Genomic DNA, 20664 nt, shown 5'->3' on the forward strand with positions numbered 1-20664 from the left:
GCCATGCCCACGCTGCTGCGTCTGGTCCGCATCATCTTCGTGGCCTTCCGGTTCGGCCTGGACGAGCTCGTGCTCACCAGCCTGAACCATCCGCTGGCCAGAGGCCTGCTGCGGGTCATCCGCCTGGGCACCCGGCCGCGCGCGCCACGCGGGCTGCGCCTGCGACTGGCCCTCGAGTCGCTGGGCCCGATCTTCGTCAAGTTCGGCCAGGTGCTGTCCACCCGCCGCGACCTCATCCCGGCCGACATCGCCAACGAGCTCGCACTGCTGCAGGACCGCGTCCCGCCATTCCCCTCCGACCAGGCCGCGGCCTGCATCGAAGCGGCGCTGGGGGCGTCGCCGCACGTGCTGTTCGCCCAGTTCGACACCGACCCCGTGGCCTCCGCCTCCATCGCCCAGGTCCATTTCGCGGTGCTGCAGGACGGCCGGGAAGTGGCCGTGAAGGTGCTGCGCCCCGGCATGCTGGAGGTGATAGAGAAAGACATGGCGCTGCTGCGCGTGGTGGCGCGCCTGATCGAACGGCTGGGCTCCGATGGCCGCCGGCTCAAGCCCCGCGAAGTGGTCGCCGAGTTCGACAAATACCTGCACGACGAGCTCGACCTCGTGCGCGAGGCGTCCAATTGCAGCCAGCTGCGACGCAACTTCGGGCCTGAGTCGGGACGCGGCGACATGCTGATCGTGCCCGAGGTGATCTGGGAGTACACGGCCAGCACGGTCTTCACCATGGAACGCATGTACGGCATCCCGGTGGGCCAGATCGACCGCCTGCGTGCCGCGGGCATCGACATCCCCACGCTGGCGCGCAGCGGCGTGGAGATCTTCTTCACCCAGGTGTTCACCGACGGCTTCTTCCATGCCGACATGCACCCCGGGAACATCTATGTCTCCGACCAGCCGCAGACGCTGGGCCGCTACATCGCGCTGGATTTCGGCATCGTGGGGTCGCTGTCGGAATTCGACAAGAACTACCTGGCGCAGAACTTCCTGGCGTTCTTCCACCGCGATTACCGTCGCGTGGCGCAGTTGCACATCGAGTCGGGCTGGGTGCCGCGCGAGACGCGCGAAGAAGAGCTCGAAGGCGCGGTGCGCGCGGTGTGCGAGCCGTACTTCGATCGCCCGCTGTCGGAAATCTCGCTGGGCCAGGTGCTGCTGCGCCTGTTCCAGACGTCCCGGCGCTTCAATGTGGAAATCCAGCCACAGCTGGTGCTGCTGCAGAAGACGCTGCTCAATGTCGAGGGCCTGGGCCGCGAACTGGATCCCAATCTCGACCTCTGGAAAACCGCCAAGCCCTACCTCGAGCGCTGGATGCGCCAGCGGGTGGGCTTGGACGGATTGCGCAAGAGCTTGGCCAAGGAGTCCGTGCAGTGGTCCCAGACCCTGCCCGCGCTGCCGCGGCTGATGCACGAGCGCCTGAGCCGCCCCGACCCTGCGCCCGAACTGCTGCGCGAGGTGCGGCAGCTGCGTCGCGCCCAGGAGCAGTCCAATCGCCTCCTCACCGCTCTCACCGCGGTGCTGGCGCTGGCCGTGGCGGTGGCGATCTGGGGGCTGACCCGATGAGCCGGTCCTGTTGGCGGACCCGCTGTCATGGTTTGGTCACCATTCTGTCATCACGCTTTCGTGCGAGCCGGCGATAAATAGGCTCTACCAGACCGTCGAGCGTACGGCGCCCCATGCGCCGACGTAACCGAGCCCGCCCCGGCGGGAACCCCGAAAAGGCTCATCATGCTTTATCCCGAACTGTTCAAGACCATGGAAGCCGTGCGCTGGAACATGGCGACCGATATCCCCTGGGACGATTTCGACCGCAGCAAGCTGTCGGAGGACCAGGCCCGCACCATCAAGATGAATGCCATCACGGAGTGGGCGGCGCTGCCGGCCACCGAGATGTTCCTGCGCGACAACCGCGGCGACAGCGACTTCTGCGCCTTCATGTCGGTATGGTTCTTCGAGGAACAGAAGCATTCGCTGGTGCTCATGGAGTACCTGCGCCGCTTCCGGCCCGACCTCCTGCCCACCGAGGAAGAGCTGCACAAGGTGCGCTTCGAGTTCGATCCGGCGCCCGAGCTGGAAACCCTGATGCTGCATTTCTGCGGCGAGATCCGCCTGAACCACTGGTACCGCTGCGCCGCCGACTGGCATACCGAGCCCGTCATCAAGGCCATCTATCGCACCGTGGCCAAGGACGAGGCGCGCCATGCCGGGGCCTATCTGCAATACATGCGCCGAGCCCTGCACGATCGCGGCGAGCAGGTCAGCCTGAGCGCCCGCCAGTCTTTCTCCAAGATCGGCGTGCTGATGGCGTCGGCCAGCCGCTCGGCCCAGGCCATGCACCCCACCAATCTGCATGTGAACAAGGCCCTGTTCCCCAACGACACGGTGCAGTCCAGGCTGCCCGAACCCGGCTGGCTGGAGCACTGGCTGGACACGCAGATCCGCTTCGACGGCAGCTGGGAACAGCGCGTGGCGAGCCGCATCCTGCACATTCTTTCCAAGCTGCTGGACCGCGAGTTCACCACGGTGAAAGACCTCAACCGCTACCGCAAGGAACTGCTGGCCGGCATGCCGCGCGAGGCGGAGACGATGCTGGCAGGCGCCTGAACCGGGCGGCGCGCGGCTACAATCGCCGCATGTCCGCCGCCCGCTTCGAATCCAAGATCCTTTCGCGCCAGGCCGCCGCCGCGGCGGTGGCGCACCTGCCCCGTCCGCTGGTCTTCACCAACGGCGTGTTCGACATCCTGCATCGCGGCCATGCCACCTACCTCGACCGCGCCGCCCAGCTTGGCGCAACGCTGGTGGTGGCCGTGAACACCGACGCCTCGGTGCGCCGGCTGGGCAAGGGCAGCGATCGTCCGCTCAACCCGGTCGAAGACCGCGCAGCGCTGCTTGCAGCCCTGCAATGCGTGGATCTCGTCACCTCCTTCCACGAAGACACGCCCGAGGCGCTGATCGCCGAGCTGCGGCCCGACATCATCGTAAAAGGCGGCGACTACGACATGGCCAGGCTGCCCGAGACGCGCCTGGTGCAGAGCTGGGGCGGCAGCGCGGTGGCGATCCCGTTCGAGTTCGACCGCTCCACCACGGCGCTGGTGCGCAGGATCCGCGCCGGCTGAGGCGTTCTGGCGCTTCAGGTCCGGCGCTTCGTGGCCGAGCGCTCAGGGCGGCGGCAGGCGCAGCAGCCGGTTGATGGCGTCGAGGTCGGCCTCCGCCAGGATGCCGCTCACGGCCTTCAGCCGCAATCCGTCCAGCAGCACCGCGTAGCGGGCCTGCGCCAGGTCGCGCTGGGTGGCATAGAGCTGCTGCTGGGCGTTGAGCACGTCGAGATTGATGCGCACGCCCACCTCGTAGCCGATGCGATTGGCCTCGACGGCGGCACGGCTGGAGCGTTCTCCGGCCTCGAGCGCGCGGATGCGCGACAGACCCGCGACCACGCCTGTGTAGTACTGCCGGGCGGCCTGCACCGCCTGGCGGCGCGCCGCCAGGTAATCCTGGCGGGCCTTCTGCTCCAGCGCGACCATCTGCGTGACCTGCGATGAGATGCCGCCGCCTGCATAGAGCGGGATGGACAGCACCACGCCCACGCTGCTGTCGATGGGGCGGCCGGGATCGGTGCTGCGCTCGCGCATGCGCGCGTCGGTGGCGCTGCCGGTGCTGGCCCGCAGGTCCAGGGTGGGATAGTGGCCGCTGCGCGCGATCCGGATGTCGTGGCCGGCGATGCGCGTCTGCAGCTGGGCGCGCAGCACGTCCAGGCCCGAGGCTTCCGCCTGGACCGACCAGTCGTCCACGCGGGCGGGCTGGGGCGAAGGCAGCGGCACGCCGGCGGGCAGTCCGGCCAGCCGGCCGGGCAGGGTGCCGATGATGCGCGCCAGCTCGTCGCGGCGCACCTCCAGCTGGTTCTGCAGCAGCAGTTCCTGCGCCACGACGAGGTCGTAGCGCGCCTGGGCTTCGTGCGTGTCCGTGATGGTGGAGGTGCCCAGTTCGAAATTGCGCCGGGCGGCGGCCAGCTGCTCGGCCACGGCGGCCTTCTCGGCTTCGGTGGCGGCGAGGGTATCCTCGGCTGCGAGCACGTTGAAGTAGGCGTCGGCCACGCGCAGCATCAGGTCCTGGTAGGCCTGCTGCAGTTGCAGTTCGGTGTCGGCCACCAGCAGGTGCGACTGTTCGTAGCGCTGCCACCGGTTCCAGTCGAACAGGGGCTGGCTCAGCACCAGCGCCCAGGTGCCGCGGCCGCCGTCATAGGCGGTATGGCCCCGGGTGGATTGCGTGTGGGCGTATTCGCCGCCCACCTCGGCGCTGATGCTGGGCAGCAGGGCGGCGCGTGCCTGGGGCAGCTGTTCGAGCCCGGCCCGATAGGCGGCCCGGGCGCTGGCGTACGTGGGATCCCTGCCCAGGGCCTCGCGCCAGACCTGCATGAGGTCCTGGCCCCAGGCTGGCAGTGCCGTGCCCGCGACGCCGCATATCAGCAATGCCGCGGCGAACCGGCGGGCGGACATCTCAGAACTTGAACTTGGAGACCGTGGTGCCGCGCAGGGGCTTGATCACGGTTTCGAACAGGTTCGCGGTTTCGAAGCTGGCCGCGGTGGTGCGGGTGATGCGACAGGCGGTCATGATGGGCGCCTGGCCCGCCACGACGACCAGGCGGCCCCCCACGCGCAGCTGGTACTTGAGGGCGTCGGGGATCGCAGGCACGGAGCCGGTGACCAGGATGGCGTCGTATTCGGTGGAACCCCAGCCGTTGCGGGCGTCGCCCGTCTCGACCTTGACGTTCGTGACGTTGTTCAGCTGCAGGTTCTGCTGCGCGAACGCCACCAGGCGGCTGTCGATCTCGACCGTGGTGACCTGCTGCGCCAGGTGGGCCAGCAGCGCGGCCTGGTAGCCCGAACCCGTGCCGATCTCCAGCACGCAGTCGGTGGGCTGCAGCTGCAGTTCCTGTGCCAGGCGCGCCTCGATCTTGGGCGCCAGCATGTTCTCGCGCGTATCGACGGCGTTGATCTGCAGCGGGATTTCGAGGTCGGAGAAGGCCAGGGCCCGCAGCGCGGGCGGCACGAACTGTTCCCGGCGCACCGCGAAGAGGGCGTTCAGGACACGCTCGTCCAGGACGTCCCAGGGGCGGATCTGCTGCTCCACCATGTTGAAACGGGCTTTCTCTACGTCGGGCAGGGTCGAGGCATTCATGACGGTAAGGCTGAGCTATGGCGGGGAGATATCAACAGAACATTGTACCGGCTTGCAGGCCGTTACCACCATGCATGGAAATGGTGGACCGGCCCATGCCCGGCCCCCACGGCCAGCCGGTCGGCCTGGCGGATGGCCTCGGTGAGGTACGCCTTGGCACGGCGCGCGGCCTCCGGCACGTCGGCCGACTGCGGCAGCAGGGCCGCCAGGGCCGCCGACAGCGTGCAGCCGGTGCCATGCGTGTTGCGGGTGTCGATGCGCGGCGCGGCCAGCTCGATCATGCGGTCGCCGTCGTGCAGCAGGTCGATGGCCGCCTCGCCGGGCAGGTGGCCGCCCTTGAGCATGACCCAGTGCTCGCCCGAATGGGCCATCAGGTTGCGCAGCTTCTCGGCCACGCGGCGCATTTCCTTCAGGGTTTCGACGGGGCGCTCGCCCAGCAGCTGGCCGGCCTCGGGCAGGTTGGGGGTGATCAGCGTGGTCTGCGGCAGCAGCGCTTCGCGCAGCGCACCCAGCGCGTCGCGGTCCAGCAGCAGGTCGCCGCTCTTGGCCACCATGACGGGATCCAGCACCACGTGCGCCGGCTTCCAGCGGGCCAGGCGCTCGGCCACCGTGATCGTGACCGGTTGCTGGCCCAGCATGCCGATCTTGACGGCATCGATCGGCACGTCGGCGAACAGCGTGTCGATCTGCTGCGCCACGAAGGCGGGCGGCACGGGCGAAATGCCGGTGACGCCCTGCGTATTCTGTGCCGTGAGGGCGGCGATCACGGCGCAGCCGTACGCGCCCAGCGCGCTCATGGCCTTGATGTCGGCCAGGACGCCGGCGCCGCCGGAAGGGTCCACCCCGGCGATGGACAGTGCGTGGGGCGGGCGTTGCCCCGGGGCGTTGGCATTCATTTGGCGGGCGCGGTGATCAGGCCTTCGGTGGGCGAACTGGGAATGGCGCTGTAGGTCTTGCGGGGCATGCGTCCGGCCAGGTAGGCCTCGCGCCCCGCTTCCACCGCCTTCTTCATGGCGCCGGCCATCAGCACCGGCTTTTGCGCGCCCGCGATGGCGCTGTTCATCAGCACGCCGTCGCAGCCCAGCTCCATGGCGATGGCGGCGTCGGAAGCCGTGCCCACGCCGGCATCGACCAGCACCGGCACGCGCGCCTGGTCGATGATCAGGCGCAGGTTCCAGGGATTGAGGATGCCCATGCCCGAGCCGATCAGCGAGGCCAGGGGCATCACCGCCACGGCGCCCAGGTCTTCGAGCATGCGGCACTGTATGGGGTCGTCGGCGCAATACACCATGACCTTGAAGCCCTCGTCCACCAGCGTCTTGGTGGCCTTGAGCGTTTCGGGCATGTTGGGGAAGAGGGTGTGGGGATCGCCCAGCACCTCCAGCTTGACCAGGTCGTGGCCGTCGAGCAGCTCGCGGGCCAGCCGCAGGGTGCGCACCGCGTCTTCGGCCGTATAGCAGCCGGCGGTGTTGGGCAGCAGCGTGAAGCGCGACGGGGGGACGTAGTCGAGCAGGCTGGGCTGGCCCGGATCCTGGCCGATGTTGGTGCGGCGGATCGCCACGGTGACGATCTCGGCGCCGCTGGCGTCCAGCGCGGCGCGGGTCTGCTCGAAATCCTTGTACTTGCCCGTGCCGACGATCAGGCGCGAAGCGTATTCGCGGCCGGCAATGGTGAGGGTGTCTGTGGTCATGGGGTGCAGGCGGAAATGCTCGGGATCGGGCGGCCGTCCGGCGGGCCGGGCGCCGCGTATCCCGTCATCATAGAACACGTGGGCGCGCCTCGGGCTGCAGCAGCAATAGCTTCAGGAACGCGCGTCGTCCAGCATGGCGCACAATTGCTCGGCCGCGTCCACCAGGCGCGGCCCGGGGCGATACAGCGCATCGGCATCCACGGCGTACACGTGCCCGGCGCGCGCCGCGGGCGCGCCGCGGGCCTGCCAGGCCTGGCGGATGCGCGCGCCGTCTGCGGCGCTCCCGGTGCCGGCCACGATGGCGTCGGGCGCGGCCGCCAGCACGCTCTCCACCGACACCTCCGCGGCCGCCCGCGGCAGGCTGCCGAACACGTTGACCGCGCCGCAGCGCCGCAGCAGGTCGCCGACGATGTCGCCGTCGCCCAGCGCATACAGCGGGATCTCGCCGGCCTGTACGAACACCTTCACCGGCGCATGTCCGGCGTAGCGCGCCGTCAGGGCGTCGATGCGGGCCTGCAGCCGGTCTGCCTCGGCCCGGGCGGCGGCTTCGGTGCCGAACAGGCGGCCCAGGCGCAGCAGGCTGGAGGGGATGTCGTCGAGGGTGCGGGGCTGGCTGAAGTACACCGGCGTGCCGCCGGAGCCCAGGATGGGCGACAGCGTATGCAGCGCCCCCGGTTGCCAGGCCAGCAGCAGGTCGGGGCGCAGGGCCGCGACGCGCTCGGCATCGGGACGCAGCCCGTCACCCACCGAGGGCAGCTGCCGGGCTGCGTCGGGGAAATCCGTGCCGCGCACCGCGCCCACCAGGTAGGCGCCGGCGCCGGCGGCATGGGCCAGCTCCGCCAGGTGCGGCGCCAGCGCCACGGCGCGCCGCGCCGGCTGGGCCAGGGTCACCGTCCGGCCGGTATCGTCCTCGACCTGGACGGGCGCGGCGGCTGCCCCCGTGCAGGCGGCCAGCAGCAGGGCCGCGGCGCAGCGTTGCAGGAGGAGGGGGCGTCCGGCAGCCATGGGAAAGAACGCCGCCTCAGTAGCGCACCGTCAGCGAGGCCACCACGCTGCGACCCATGCCGGGGTAGAGGTTGTAGCGCGCGCTGGGGCCCAGGTACTCGAAGGCCGCATTGGCGCCGCGGATCCCGTAGGTGGCGTAGTCGCGGTCGAACAGGTTGTTCACGGCCAGCGTGCCTTCCACGTGCCGCGAGAAGCGGTAGCCGGCCTTGGCGTTGAAGAGCACGTAGTCCTGGAGTTCGGCATCGAACTGGTTGGCCTGGTCGTTGTCCATGCGGGAGCTGCCCACGTACTGGGCCGACACGCGCAGGAACAGGTCGTCCGAGGGCCGCCAGGTCAGGCCTGCATTGGCGAGCCACCTGGGCACGAGCGGAACGCGCTTGCCGGCGAGGTCCACGCCATAGTAGGTGCCCGACCTGAATTCCGCTTCCATCCAGGTCAGGTTGGCGTCCACGCTCAACGTGCGGCTGAGGGCGTGCGTACCTTCCAGTTCCACGCCCTGGCGCCGCGTGGGGTCGAGGTTGACGTTGGCGCCGGTGCCGGGGCCCCACAGGCCGTCGGCCAGGGGGTTGTACTGGATCTCGTTGGTGAGGTCGTAGCGGAACCACGCCAGCCGGGCGCTGCTGCCTGCCGAGGCCCAGGTCAGGCCGATTTCCTTGTCGGTGGAGGTCTGCGGCGCCAGCGGCGTCTGCACCGAGAGCAGTTCGTCGGCGTTGGGCAGGCGGAAGCTGCGGCCGACCTTGCCGTACGCAGCGAAACCCGCGCCCAGTTCCTGGCGCAGGGCCGCCTGCCATGCGGTGAGGTGCCGGCTCTTGTCGGAGGCCGAGCCGGAGCCCGACTGCACCGCCACTTCGTCGGAGGCGTACTGGCGGCGCGCGCCCAGGGTGAGGGTGGTGCTGTCGGTGGCGCGTATCGTGCCCTCGGCAAAAGCGCCATACTGGCGCTGCGTGGAGCGCCAGGCCGACTCGACGTCGTAATAGGGCTGCTGCGTGGCATCCGTGCGGCTGTACAGGCCATCGACTCCCGCCACCAGGCTGTGGCCGCCGGCGAACGGCAGCTGGTAGCGCACGCTGCCCGAGGTCTCGTCGAGCTGCTGGTCGCGTAGCGTGTCGCCGTAGCCGTCGTTGCTGTAGCCGTCCAGGTCCTTGATGCGCTGGCCCAGGTCGGCGTAGAGCATGCCGCGGCCCAGGGCCTGGCTTATCTGGATGCCGAGGGCGTCGGTCTGCACCTTGAGGTAGTCATCGGGGTAGGTGGCGCCGCGCGGGTCGTCCTCGTACTGGTTCTCGCCGGTCGAGGGGTCCACCAGCCGCGGGCCCGGCAGGCCGAGCTTCTGGGTGGCGGTGCGCGCGTACAGGCGCACCGATCCGTCGTCGTGCCGGAAGGTGAGGCCCATGCCGGCGCTGGTGCGGCGCTCCGCGTTGTTGTCGCGGTAGTTGTCGGTGTCCAGCGTCTGTCCGTAGACGTCCACCATCACCTTGTCGCTGCCGAAGCGGGCCTGGGCGTCGGCCTGGCGCAGGCCGTAGTTGCCCAGGGAGACGGTGGCGCTGGCCGAGGGCGTGGCGCTGCCGCGCCGCGTGATGATGTTGATCACGCCGCCCGTGGCGCCGCCGCCGTACTGGACCGCGCCGCTGCCGCGCACGATCTCGATCCGTTCGATCTGCTCCATCGGGATGCTGCCCAGCATGGGCGCCGACAGGTCGTTGTCGTTCTGCCGTACGCCGTCTATCAGCAGCAGCGTGTTGCTGGCGCCGGTGAGGCCGAAGCCGCGCAGGTCCACGATGGCATTGTCGCCGGCGCTGGAGGTGTTGATGAGGTGCACGCCGGCCTGCGTGGCCAGCAGGTCCTGCACATTGCGGGCCGGGCTGGCGGCGATGTCGGCGGCGTCGATCACGGACACGGCGACGGGCTGGTTGCGGCCGTCCATGGGCACGCGGGACGCGGTGACGGTGACGGTGTCGAGCTCGGGGAAGGCGGCCGGGCCGGCATCCTGTGCCGAAGCGGCCAGGGGGGCGGCACAGGCCAATGCGCCGGCGTAGCGCCGGAAGGAGCGGGAAAGCATGTTGTAAGCCTCGGTATGACGCGCGACCCCGCACGTCGTTACGGGAATGAGGCGCCTCCTGCGGAGACGGCCTCGCGGCGAACCGGCCGGTGTCGGGCTGCCATGGCGTTGCCATGGTGACCGTTGCGGGGGCAGCACAGGCCGGGATGGGGGCATCCTTCCTGTTTCCCGTTTAACTTTCGAGCGTGGGCCGAAAGCACCGATTCGGGCGGCAACTGTAACACCTGTGCGCGTCGCCGTGGCCTGTTTTGTTACGATCACAGGTTCCCCGTCCCGCGTGGCGATGCCTGCCGCCGGACCGGCACATTTCAGGATCTGCCCCGTGACGTATCCCCGCATGCCCCATCCCCTGTCGGCCTATACCCATGGCAGCGAGTTCGTGCGCCTGCTGGGCGAGCGCATCCTGATCCTGGACGGCGCCATGGGCACCATGATCCAGCGCTACAAGCTGTGCGAGGCCGACTTCCGCGGCACGCGCTTCGCCGACCATCCCAAGGACCTGAAGGGCGACAACGAACTGCTGTCGCTGGTGCGGCCCGACGTCATCTCGGAGATCCACCGCCAGTACCTCGAGGCCGGCGCCGACGTCATCGAGACCAACACCTTCGGCGCCACGGCCATCGCCCAGGGCGACTACGACCTTCCGGGGCTGGCCTACGAGATGAACAAGGTCTCGGCCGAGCTGGCGCGGGCCGCCTGTGCGGCCTACAGCACGCCCGAGCGGCCGCGTTTCGTGGCGGGCGCCCTGGGTCCGCAGCCCAAGACCGCCTCGATCTCGCCCGACGTCAACGATCCGGGCGCGCGCAACGTCACGTTCGACGAGCTGCGCACGGCCTATGCCGAACAGCTGCATGGCCTGCTCGACGGCGGCATCGATATCGTGCTCATCGAGACGATCTTCGATACGCTCAACGCCAAGGCGGCCATCTACGCCGTGGAAGAGGTGTTCGAGGAGCGCGGGGTGCTGCTGCCCGTGATGATCTCCGGCACCGTCACCGACGCCTCGGGCCGCATCCTGTCGGGCCAGACGGTGGAAGCCTTCTGGAATTCCGTGCGCCATGCGCGGCCCGTCACCATAGGCTTGAACTGCGCCCTGGGCGCTGCCCTGATGCGCCCCTACGTGGCCGAGCTTTCGAAGATCTGCGACACCTACGTCTGCGTGTATCCCAATGCCGGCCTGCCCAACCCCATGGCCGAGACCGGCTTCGACGAGGGGCCCGCCGACACCGCCGCGCTGCTCGAGGAGTTCGCCCGCGCCGGGCTGGTGAACATGGCGGGCGGATGCTGCGGCACCACGCCCGACCACATCCGGGCGATCGCGCAGAAGGTGCAGGGCCTGGCGCCGCGCGTCGTGCCCGAGGTGCCGGTGAAGACGCGCCTGTCGGGGCTGGAACCGCTCAACATCGACGAAGAAACCCTCTTCGTCAACGTGGGCGAGCGCACCAACGTGACGGGCAGCAAGATGTTCGCGCGGCTGATCCGCGAAGAGAAGTACGACGAGGCGCTGGCGGTGGCCCGCCAGCAGGTCGAGAACGGCGCGCAGATCATCGACATCAACATGGACGAGGCGATGCTGGATTCGGCGGCGTGCATGCACCGCTTCCTCAACCTGATCGCCTCCGAGCCCGACATCGCCCGCGTGCCCATCATGATCGACAGCTCCAAGTGGGAAGTGATCGAGACGGGCCTGAAGTGCGTGCAGGGCAAGGCGGTGGTGAATTCCATCTCGATGAAGGAGGGCGAGGACGCCTTCCGCCACCACGCGCGCCTGTGCCGCCGCTACGGCGCGGCGGTGGTGATCATGGCCTTCGACGAGCAGGGCCAGGCCGACACGCTGGAGCGGCGCAAGGAGATCTGCGGCCGGGCCTACCGGATCCTGGTCGACGAAGAGGGCTTCCCGCCCGAAGACATCATCTTCGATCCCAACGTGTTCGCGGTTGCCACCGGCATCGACGAGCACAACCATTATGCGATGGACTTCATCGAGGGCACGCGCTGGATCCGCCAGAACCTGCCGCACGCGCGCATATCCGGCGGGATCTCCAACGTGAGCTTCTCGTTCCGCGGCAACGAGCCCATGCGCGAGGCCATCCACACCGTCTTCCTGTATTACGCCATCCGCGAAGGCCTGACCATGGGCATCGTCAACGCGGGGCAGCTGGGCGTATACGCCGACCTCGATCCCGTGCTGCGGGACCTCGTCGAAGACGTGATCCTGGACCGCGCGCAACCCGTGGGCAAGACCGATCCTGCCGACGAGCGCACGCCCACCGAGCGCCTGGTGCAGTTCGCCGAGACCGTCAAGGGGTCCGGCGCCAAGCGGGAAGAGGACCTGGCCTGGCGCGCTGCCTCCGTCGAGCAGCGCCTGGCCCACGCGTTGGTGCACGGCATCACCACCTATATCGTCGAAGACACCGAAGAGGTGCGGCAGAAGGTGGCCGCGCGCGGCGGACGCCCGATCGAGGTGATCGAGGGGCCCCTCATGGACGGCATGAACGTGGTGGGCGACCTGTTCGGCGCCGGCAAGATGTTCCTGCCCCAGGTGGTGAAGTCGGCGCGCGTGATGAAGCAGGCCGTGGCCCACCTGATCCCCTACATCGAGGAGGAGAAGCGCCAGATCGAGGCCGCCGGCGGCGACGTGCGGGCCAAGGGCAAGATGGTGATCGCCACCGTCAAGGGCGACGTGCACGACATCGGCAAGAACATCGTTTCGGTGGTGCTCCAGTGCAACAACTTCGAGGTCGTGAACATGGGCGTGATGGTGCCCTGCGACCAGATCCTCGCCAAGGCCAAGGAAGAGGGCGCGGACATCATCGGGCTGTCGGGCCTGATCACGCCCAGCCTCGAGGAAATGGCCTACGTGGCCTCCGAGATGCAGCGCGACGAGTACTTCCGCAGCCGCCGCATCCCGCTGATGATCGGTGGCGCCACCACCAGCCGCGTGCATACCGCGGTGAAGATCGCGCCCAACTACGAGGGTCCGGTGATCTACACGCCGGATGCCAGCCGCGCCGTGGGCGTGGCCACCAGCCTGGTGTCCGACCAGGCCGGGGCCTACGTGGCCGAGCTGGCGCAGGAATACGAGGAAGTGCGCCGGCGCCATGCCAACCGCAAGGCCACGCCGCTGGTGCCGCTGGCCGAGGCGCGCGCTTCGCGGCCGCAGATCGACTGGGTCGCGTACACGCCGCCGCGCCCCAAGTTCCTGGGCCGGCGCACCTTCCAGCGCTACGACCTGGCCGAGATCGCACGCTACATCGACTGGGGGCCATTCTTCCAGACCTGGAGCCTGTTCGGCCCGTACCCGGCCATCCTGGAAGACAAGGTCGTGGGCGAGCAGGCGCGCAAGGTCCTGGCCGACGGCCAGGCCATGCTCAAGCGCATCATCGAAGGCCGTTGGCTCACCGCCAGCGGCGTGGTCGGCTTCTTTCCGGCCAACACGGTCAACGACGAAGACATCGAGGTGTATGCCGACGAGTCGCGCAGCGAGGTGCTGTTCACCTACCGCAACCTGCGCCAGCAGGGCGTCAAGCGCGAGGGCGTCAGCAACAAGTGCCTGGCCGATTTCATCGCCCCCCGGGACAGCGGCAAGCTCGACTACATCGGCATGTTCGCCGTCACGGCAGGGCTGGGGCTGGAGAAGAAGGAGGCGGAGTTCCAGGGCGCAATGGACGACTATTCCTCCATCATGCTGAAGTCGCTGGCCGACCGCCTGGCCGAGGCCTTCGCCGAGTGCCTGCACGCACGGGTGCGCCGCGACCTGTGGGGCTATGCGCCCGACGAGCAGCTCACCAACGAAGAGCTGATCGCCGAGAAATACGTGGGCATCCGGCCCGCGCCCGGCTATCCGGCCTGCCCGGAGCACGTGGTCAAGGCGGACCTGTTCCGTGTGCTCGACGCCGGCGAGGTCGGCATGTCGCTCACCGACAGCTATGCCATGTACCCGGCCTCCAGCGTGTCCGGCTTCTACTTCAGCCATCCGCAGTCGCAGTACTTCAACGTGGGCGTGATCGGCGAAGACCAGCTCGCCGACTATGCGGCCCGCAGCGGCCGCAGCCTCGACGACCTGCGGCGCACGCTGGCGCCCAGCCTCGGCTGAGCGCGCGGCGGGTTCAGCCGGGCTTGCGCACTACCAGCGTGGCGGTGTCGCTGGTGAATGATCCGTCGTCCTGCATTGCGTAGTGCCTGCGCACCAGGTCGGGCGCGGCCGCGCCCATGTGGCGCAGCGCTGCCACCAGGACGTCCGGGGTACGCATGCGCGCCACCCAGGCGGCGAACTCGAGCGGCAGCCGGCGCGGCGTCAGTTCCTGCAGCACGAAGCCGGCTTCGGCCAGCATGCGCAGCCACTCGGAAACCGTATAGTTGCGCACGTGCGAGTTGTCGCGAAGCACCTCCAGCGCCTGCAGCCATGTGTCGAGCAGCGGTTCGCCGGGCGACACCACGTCGGCGAACACGGCAGTGCCGCCCGGCCTGAGCACGCGCCAGGCGTCGCGCAGCGCGCGGCCGGCATCCTGCCAGTGGTGGGTGGAATAGCGCGACATCACGAGGTCGAACTCCCCATCGGCGAAGGGCAGATACTCGGCTTTGCCTCGACAGGTGGCGAGGTTGTGCAGCCCGCGCCTGGCCGCCTCGGCGGCCACCACGTCCAGCATCGGCTGCGACAGGTCGTAGGCGGTGACCTGCGCCACCAGCGGCGCAAGATGAAAGCTCACGTGGCCTGCGCCGCAGCCCAGGTCCAGCGCTTGGGCGCCGGGATGCAGCCGGGCCAGCCCGGCCATCTGCCGCAGGTCCTCTCCCTGCGCATGGACCGCGCTGGCCAGGTAGGCCTCGGCACGGGGACTGAACTGCTGGTCGACGACGTCGTCATGGGTGGGGGCATGCATGGTGGCTCCTTGGGCGAGTGGCAGCGCGTGGACTGCGGCAGCGGCTAAGATAGGCAGGTACCGATACGCGTACAAGACCATTGCTTATCCTGGTATGACGACTGCTTCCCTCCCCACCGAAGGCCCGGTGCTGCGCCGCCAGCTGCTGGGCGAGTTCGTGCGCAATGCGCGGGCACGCGTCAGCCCGCAGATGGCGGGCCTGCCGCCCGGCACGCGCCGCCGCACGCCCGGGCTGCGCCGCGAGGAAGTGGCCCAGCTGTGCGGCATCAGCGTCACCTGGTACACCTGGATCGAGCAGGGCCGCGACGTCTCCGTCTCGCCCGCCGTGTGGGGGCGTATCGCGGCCGTGCTGCAGCTGGGCCGCGCGGAACGCGCCTATCTCTTCGAGCTGGCCGAATGCGCCGACCCGCAGCATCCGCGCGACGACGCCCAGGGCGCCGCGGCGCCGCTGCGCGAATGCGTGGAAGCCATTGCCGCGCCGGCCTACGTGCTCGACCGCGCCTGGAACGTGCTGGCCTGCAACCGGCCGCTGGTCCACCTGTTCGACGACTGGCCGGTACGCGACCCGGCGCCGAACCTGCTGCGCTACATCTTCCTGGACCCCGCTGCGCGCAGCCTGGTGGTGGACTGGGAGCAGCGCGCCCGCCGGGTGGTGGCTGAATTCCGCGCCGACGCCGCCGCGCACCTGGACGCCGCCGACGTGGCGGCGCTGGTGGCATCGCTGGTGCGCGAAAGCGAGGTGTTCGCGCACTGGTGGACGCGCCATGCGGTGGTGGAGCGCGAAGGGGGCCGGCGCGACTTCAACCATCCGGTGGACGGCCGGCTGGCCTATCGCCAGGTCACTTTCCGCCTGGCCACCCATCCCGAGCTGAAGCTGGTGATGTTGCTGGCCGGCGAATGAAGCAGGCCGGCGCCCGCGCGGGCGGTGCGGGCTATTGCGGGGAGGGCGCCAGGACCAGGCCGGCGTCGCCGGACGGCAGCCCCGCTGCGGCCAGCCCGGCCAGCAGCTTCTTCACCGGCGCGGGCAGCGCCACCGCGGCCAGCTCCTGCACGCCCACCCAGCGCTCGGCGCGTGCGCTGTCGCGCAGCGCAGGCGGTGTTTTCACCGGCACGTACCAGGGCTGCACGTGCAGCCGGAAGTGGGTGAACGTGTGCGAGAAACCGGCCAGCCGGCACGGGGCCAGCGGTTCCAGCCCGAGGGCGCGGACGGCGGCCAGCGGTTCGGCGCCGGATTCGAATTCGGGCAGGCTCCACAAGCCGCCCCAAATGCCGGGCGAGGGGCGCTGCTGCAGCAGCAGCGCGCCTTCATGGGCCAGCACCAGCATGGCCGTCTCGCGTTCGGGCACGGCCTTGCGCGCCTTGGGCGTGGGCAGCTCCAGCTGGCGGCCGTCGCGCCGCGCGATACAGGTCTCGGCCACGGGGCAGGCCTGGCAGGCGGGTTTGCCGCGCGTGCACAGGGTGGCGCCCAGGTCCATCAGGCCCTGGGTATAGGCGGCCATGTCGAGCCCGGGCGCCGCATCCACCTGCGCTTGGGCCAGACCCCAGAGGCGCTGGTCCACCGCGCGTCGGGCCGGGTCGCCCTCGATGCCGAAGTGCCGGGCGAAAACCCGCTTGACGTTGCCGTCGAGGATGGGCGAGCGCTCGCCGTAGGCAAAGGCGGCGATGGCAGCGGCGGTGGAGCGGCCGATGCCGGGCAGGGTGGCGATGCGTTCGGCATCCGGCGGAAAGCGGCCCTGCCAGCGTTCCATGATTTCCCGGGCGCAGCGATGCAGGTTGCGGGCCCGGGCGTAGTAGCCCAGCCCTGCCCAGTAGGGCATGACCTCTTCCTGGCTGGCGGCAGCCAGCGCGGCCACGTCGGGAAAGCGGGCCAGGAAGCGCTGGTAATACGGGATCACGGTGGCGACCTGGGTCTGCTGCAGCATGATCTCCGACAGCCAGATGCGATAGGGGTCGGCGGTGCCTTGCCAGGGCAGGCCGTGCCGGCCGTGGGTGCGCTGCCAGGCCACGATGCGGGGGGCGAATTCCATGGCACGCATTATCGCATCGCCCTATTGCGCCGCCCGGTGGCGGGGGGGTAAAACGGAACAAAACAACAAAGGCACTCGCGTGCCCGCATCGGTTTGCCCATCGCTTCACAAGAGCTCGCCGGGCGCCGTGCGGAAACCCCACACCAACGGAGTAGACATGAATGCCCCCCTCTCGCCCGCGCAGCGCGCGGCGCTCGACGCTGTCCAGCTCGACGACAAATACACCCTCGCCACGGGCCGCGCCTGGATGAGCGGCATCCATGCGCTGGTGCGCCTGCCCATGATGCAGCGCCAGCGCGACGAGCGCGCCGGGCTCAACACCGCCGGCTTCGTCTCGGGCTATCGCGGTTCGCCGCTCGGCGGCGTGGACCAGAACATGTGGAAGGCGGCCAAGTACCTCAAGGCCCACCATGTGGAATTCCAGCCCGGCATCAACGAAGACCTGGCTGCCACCGCGGTGTGGGGCTCCCAGCAGGTGAACCTGTTTCCCGGCGCCCGGTACGACGGCGTGTTCGGCATGTGGTACGGCAAGGGCCCGGGAGTGGACCGCTGCGGCGACGTCTTCAAGCATGCCAATGCCGCCGGCACGTCGCGGTACGGCGGCGTGCTCGTGGTGGCCGGCGACGACCACCCCGCCAAGTCCTCCACGCTGCCCCACCAGAGCGACCACATCCTGAAGGCCTGCATGATTCCGGTGCTGTTCCCGGCCAGCGTGCAGGAAGTGCTGGACTTCGGCATGCACGGCTGGGCCATGAGCCGCTATGCCGGCGTATGGGTCGGCCTCAAGACCATCACCGACATCGTCGAGGCCTCGGCATCCGTGGAGGTCGACGCCGAGCGCGCGTCCATCGTGCTGCCCGACGACTTCGTCATGCCGCCCGACGGGCTGAACATCCGGCTGCCCGACACGCCGCTGCAGCAAGAGGCGCGGCTGCTCGACTACAAGCTCTACGCGGCGCTGGCGTACGCGCGCGCCAACAGGCTCAACCACGAGCTCTGGAACGTGCCCGCCGCGCAGGCGCGCTTCGGCATCATGACGTCCGGCAAGGCCTATCTCGACACGCGCCAGGCGCTGTCCGACCTGGGGCTCACCGAATCCGTGTGCCGCCGCATCGGCCTGCGCCTCTTCAAGGTAGGCATGGTGTGGCCGCTGGAGGCCACGGGCGTGCAGCAGTTCGCCGACGGGCTGGACGAGATTCTGGTGGTGGAGGAAAAGCGCCAGGTGCTGGAGTATCAGCTCAAGGAAGAACTCTTCAGCCGGATCGGCTCGGGCAAGAAGATCCCCCGCGTGGTGGGCAAGTTCGACGACAAGGACGGCGGCGAATGGTCGGTGCCGCAGGGCAACTGGCTGCTGCCGGCGCATTATGAGTTCTCCCCCGCCATGGTCGCCAAGGTGATCGGCGCGCGCCTGCTGCGCTTCGAGCTGCCCGAGGACGTGCGCGCCGGCATCGAGGCGCACCTGGCCTTCATCCGCGAGCGCGAGCAGGCGCTGGCGCGCCCGCGCGTGGTGGCCGAGCGCAAGCCCTGGTTCTGTTCGGGCTGTCCGCACAACACCTCCACCCGGGTGCCCGAGGGGTCGCGCGGCATGGCCGGCATCGGCTGCCACTACATGGTGACCTGGATGGGGCGCAATACCCAGGTCTTCACCCAGATGGGCGGCGAGGGCGTGCCCTGGCTGGGCCAGGCCCCGTTCACCGAGGAGCAGCACGTGTTCGCCAACCTCGGCGACGGCACCTATTACCATTCGGGGCTGCTGGCCATCCGCGCCGCGGTGGCGGCCAAGGTGCCCATCACCTACAAGATCCTCTTCAACGACGCGGTGGCCATGACCGGCGGGCAGCCGGTGGACGGTCCCATCGACGTGCCCATGATCACCCGCCAGGTGGCGGCCGAGGGCATCGAGAAGATCGTGATCGTCACCGACGAGCCCGGCAAATACCAGGGCGTGTCGGGTCTGGCGCCGGGCGTGCCGGTGCGCCATCGCGACGACCTGGACGAAGTGATGCGCGAGCTGCGCGCCCATCGGGGCGTGTCGGTGCTCATCTACGACCAGACCTGCGCCACCGAGAAGCGGCGCCGGCGCAAGCGCGGCGCCTATCCCGACCCGGCCCGGCGCGTGCTCATCAACGACCGTGTATGCGAGGGCTGCGGCGACTGCTCCGAAAAGTCGCACTGCCTGTCGGTCGAGCCGCTGGAAACCGAATTCGGCCGCAAGCGCACCATCAACCAGTCCAGCTGCAACAAGGACTACTCCTGCCTGAAGGGCTTCTGCCCCAGTTTCGTCACGGTGGAAGGCGGCAAGCTGCGCCGGCCGCAACCGGCGGGCGGCAAGGGCGATCCCGCCGAAGGGCTGCCCGATCCGGCGTCGCCGGAACTGCGCGGCCACTACGGCGTGTTCATCGCCGGCGTGGGCGGAACCGGCGTGGTCACGATCGGGCAGCTGCTGGGCATGGCGGCGCACATCGAGGGCAAGGGCTGCTCGGTGCTGGACATGGCCGGCCTGGCCCAGAAGGGCGGCGCGGTCTATTCGCACGTGGTGCTGGCGCCCACCCCGGGCGAACTGCTCAACACCCGGGTGGCCATGGGCGAGGCCGACGTGGTGCTCATCGGCGACCTGGTCGTGGGCACCGGGCAGGAATCGGTGGCGCGCATGCGGCCGGGCCGCACGCGCGTGCTGCTCAACAGCGACGTGGCGCCGACCGCGGCCTTCGTGGGCAACCCCGACTGGAAGCTGCCCGAAGCCGACCTGCGCGGCGCGCTGGCGGCGGCTTGCGAGGCGGGGCATGTCGACACCGTGGATGCCGCCGAACTGGCCGTGGGCCTGCTCGGCGACGCCATCTACGCCAATCCCCTGATGATGGGCTATGCGTACCAGAAGGGCTGGCTGCCCCTGGGCGAGGCCGCGCTGCAGCGCGCCATCCAGCTCAACGGCCAGCAGATCGAGAACAACCTGGCGGCCTTTGCCTGGGGCCGCCGGGCCGCCCACGACCTGGCGGCGGTGCAGGCCCTGCTCGGCATCCAGCAGGCGCAGGCGCCTGCACCGGCCGATTATGTAGAGGTGAGGCGCGGCCAGGGCGCCGTCGTGGACTTCAGGCGCCCCGCGGGCGAGCTGGCCGCCCTGGTGGCGAGCCGCCGCGAATTCCTGGAGGCCTATCAGGACCGCGCCTACGCCCGGCGCTATGCAGACCTGGTCGAGCGCGTGGCGCAGGCCGAGAAGGCAGCCACCGGCACCGACCGGCTGGCGCTGGCCGTGGCGCGCTACGCCTTCAAGCTCATGGCCTACAAGGACGAGTACGAAGTGGCCCGCCTCTACACCGACGGCGTGTTCCTGGCCCAGGTGCGCGAGCGCTTCGAGGGCGACTGGAAGCTCAACTTCCACCTGGCTCCGCCGCTGTTTGCCAGGCGCGATGCCCAGGGGCATCTCGTCAAGCGCCAGTATGGCCCCGGCATGCTGCGCGCCTTCGGGATGCTGGCGAAGCTGCGCCGGCTGCGCGGCACGCCGTTCGATCCCTTCGGCTATACGGCCGAGCGGCGCGCCGAGCGGGGCCTCATACGGCAGTACGAAGAAGATATCGCCGCCATCCTGCCCAGGCTCGACCACGGCAACCTCGACAAGGCCGTGGCCCTGGCCAGCCTGCCCGAGGAAATCCGCGGCTACGGCCACGTGAAGGAAGCAGCGATGCGCCGCGCCGCGGAGCGGCGCGAGCAGCTGTTGCGCGAATTCAGCGCCCGGGTGCTGCCCATCGGGCAGCGCGCGGCCTGATGCCGATCAGCTTCGTCGGCCCCGGCTGCAGCCGGCCGGGGGGCGCCGGCACGTCCTGGGCCTGTTAACAGGTC

General features: G+C 69.6%; 14 protein-coding genes and 1 riboswitch. Of the genes, 6 read left to right on the plus strand and 8 right to left on the minus strand.

Annotation, left to right across the window (positions count from 1 at the left end; all coding sequences use genetic code 11):
• Nucleotides 1-3 precede the first annotated feature (3 nt).
• The 3 genes from ubiB to rfaE2 all read left to right on the plus strand — a co-directional run bounded on the left by ubiB (nt 4) and on the right by rfaE2 (nt 3110).
• The gene (gene ubiB, locus ACYBYQ_RS02310; RefSeq protein ID WP_459616784.1) at nt 4-1557 is read left to right on the plus strand and encodes a ubiquinone biosynthesis regulatory protein kinase UbiB; all 1554 of its coding nucleotides are present in this window, start codon (nt 4-6) and stop codon (nt 1555-1557) included.
• Nucleotides 1558-1722: 165 nt separating this feature from the next.
• Nucleotides 1723-2598, plus strand: coding sequence for a ferritin-like domain-containing protein (locus ACYBYQ_RS02315; protein ID WP_459616785.1), 876 nt, complete (start codon nt 1723-1725; stop codon nt 2596-2598).
• Between the two features lie 29 nt (nt 2599-2627).
• Nucleotides 2628-3110, plus strand: coding sequence for a D-glycero-beta-D-manno-heptose 1-phosphate adenylyltransferase (rfaE2, locus tag ACYBYQ_RS02320; protein ID WP_459616786.1), 483 nt, complete (start codon nt 2628-2630; stop codon nt 3108-3110).
• Between the two features lie 42 nt (nt 3111-3152).
• Here rfaE2 and ACYBYQ_RS02325 read toward each other — a convergent pair whose 3' ends face one another.
• The 6 genes from ACYBYQ_RS02325 to ACYBYQ_RS02350 all read right to left on the minus strand — a co-directional run bounded on the left by ACYBYQ_RS02325 (nt 3153) and on the right by ACYBYQ_RS02350 (nt 9920).
• Nucleotides 3153-4487: a TolC family outer membrane protein gene (locus ACYBYQ_RS02325; protein WP_459616787.1), complete on the minus strand. Its 1335-nt coding sequence runs from the start codon at nt 4485-4487 to the stop codon at nt 3153-3155.
• Between the two features lies 1 nt (nt 4488).
• Nucleotides 4489-5169 (minus strand): protein-L-isoaspartate O-methyltransferase family protein, encoded by a 681-nt coding sequence (locus ACYBYQ_RS02330; RefSeq protein WP_459616788.1) that lies wholly within the window; start codon nt 5167-5169, stop codon nt 4489-4491.
• Nucleotides 5170-5231: 62 nt separating this feature from the next.
• Nucleotides 5232-6065 (minus strand): bifunctional hydroxymethylpyrimidine kinase/phosphomethylpyrimidine kinase, encoded by an 834-nt coding sequence (thiD, locus tag ACYBYQ_RS02335; protein WP_459616789.1) that lies wholly within the window; start codon nt 6063-6065, stop codon nt 5232-5234.
• A complete protein-coding gene (locus ACYBYQ_RS02340; RefSeq protein ID WP_459618685.1) occupies nt 6062-6859 on the minus strand; it encodes a thiazole synthase in 798 nt (265 codons plus the stop codon). Before ACYBYQ_RS02340 ends, thiD begins: the two co-directional genes overlap by 4 nt.
• A 111-nt stretch (nt 6860-6970) precedes the next feature.
• Nucleotides 6971-7864 (minus strand): cobalamin-binding protein, encoded by an 894-nt coding sequence (locus ACYBYQ_RS02345; RefSeq protein WP_459616790.1) that lies wholly within the window; start codon nt 7862-7864, stop codon nt 6971-6973.
• Nucleotides 7865-7880: 16 nt separating this feature from the next.
• Nucleotides 7881-9920, minus strand: a complete 2040-nt coding sequence (locus ACYBYQ_RS02350) for a TonB-dependent receptor (RefSeq protein WP_459616791.1) — start codon at nt 9918-9920, stop codon at nt 7881-7883.
• A 66-nt stretch (nt 9921-9986) separates the two neighbouring features.
• Nucleotides 9987-10139: riboswitch (cobalamin riboswitch) on the minus strand.
• A gap of 103 nt (nt 10140-10242) precedes the next feature.
• Between ACYBYQ_RS02350 and metH the strand changes: the two genes are divergently transcribed.
• Nucleotides 10243-14016, plus strand: coding sequence for a methionine synthase (gene metH / locus ACYBYQ_RS02355; RefSeq protein ID WP_459616792.1), 3774 nt, complete (start codon nt 10243-10245; stop codon nt 14014-14016).
• Between the two features lie 13 nt (nt 14017-14029).
• Here the strand turns inward: metH and ACYBYQ_RS02360 are convergent, their stop codons facing one another.
• On the minus strand, nt 14030-14800 hold the full coding sequence (locus ACYBYQ_RS02360; RefSeq protein ID WP_459616793.1) for a class I SAM-dependent methyltransferase: 771 nt from the start codon (nt 14798-14800) through the stop codon (nt 14030-14032).
• Between the two features lie 94 nt (nt 14801-14894).
• On the opposite strand from ACYBYQ_RS02360, the gene ACYBYQ_RS02365 reads away from it, so the two are divergent.
• Nucleotides 14895-15701 (plus strand): helix-turn-helix transcriptional regulator, encoded by an 807-nt coding sequence (locus tag ACYBYQ_RS02365; RefSeq protein ID WP_459616794.1) that lies wholly within the window; start codon nt 14895-14897, stop codon nt 15699-15701.
• A 31-nt stretch (nt 15702-15732) separates the two neighbouring features.
• On the opposite strand, the gene mutY is transcribed toward ACYBYQ_RS02365, so the two are convergent.
• Nucleotides 15733-16836: an A/G-specific adenine glycosylase gene (mutY, locus tag ACYBYQ_RS02370; RefSeq protein ID WP_459616795.1), complete on the minus strand. Its 1104-nt coding sequence runs from the start codon at nt 16834-16836 to the stop codon at nt 15733-15735.
• Nucleotides 16837-16984: 148 nt separating this feature from the next.
• On the opposite strand from mutY, the gene ACYBYQ_RS02375 reads away from it, so the two are divergent.
• Nucleotides 16985-20590 (plus strand): indolepyruvate ferredoxin oxidoreductase family protein, encoded by a 3606-nt coding sequence (locus ACYBYQ_RS02375; RefSeq protein ID WP_459616796.1) that lies wholly within the window; start codon nt 16985-16987, stop codon nt 20588-20590.
• The last annotated feature ends 74 nt before the right edge of the window (nt 20591-20664 follow it).

It is taken from the genome of Bordetella sp. 2513F2, assembly GCF_054642735.1.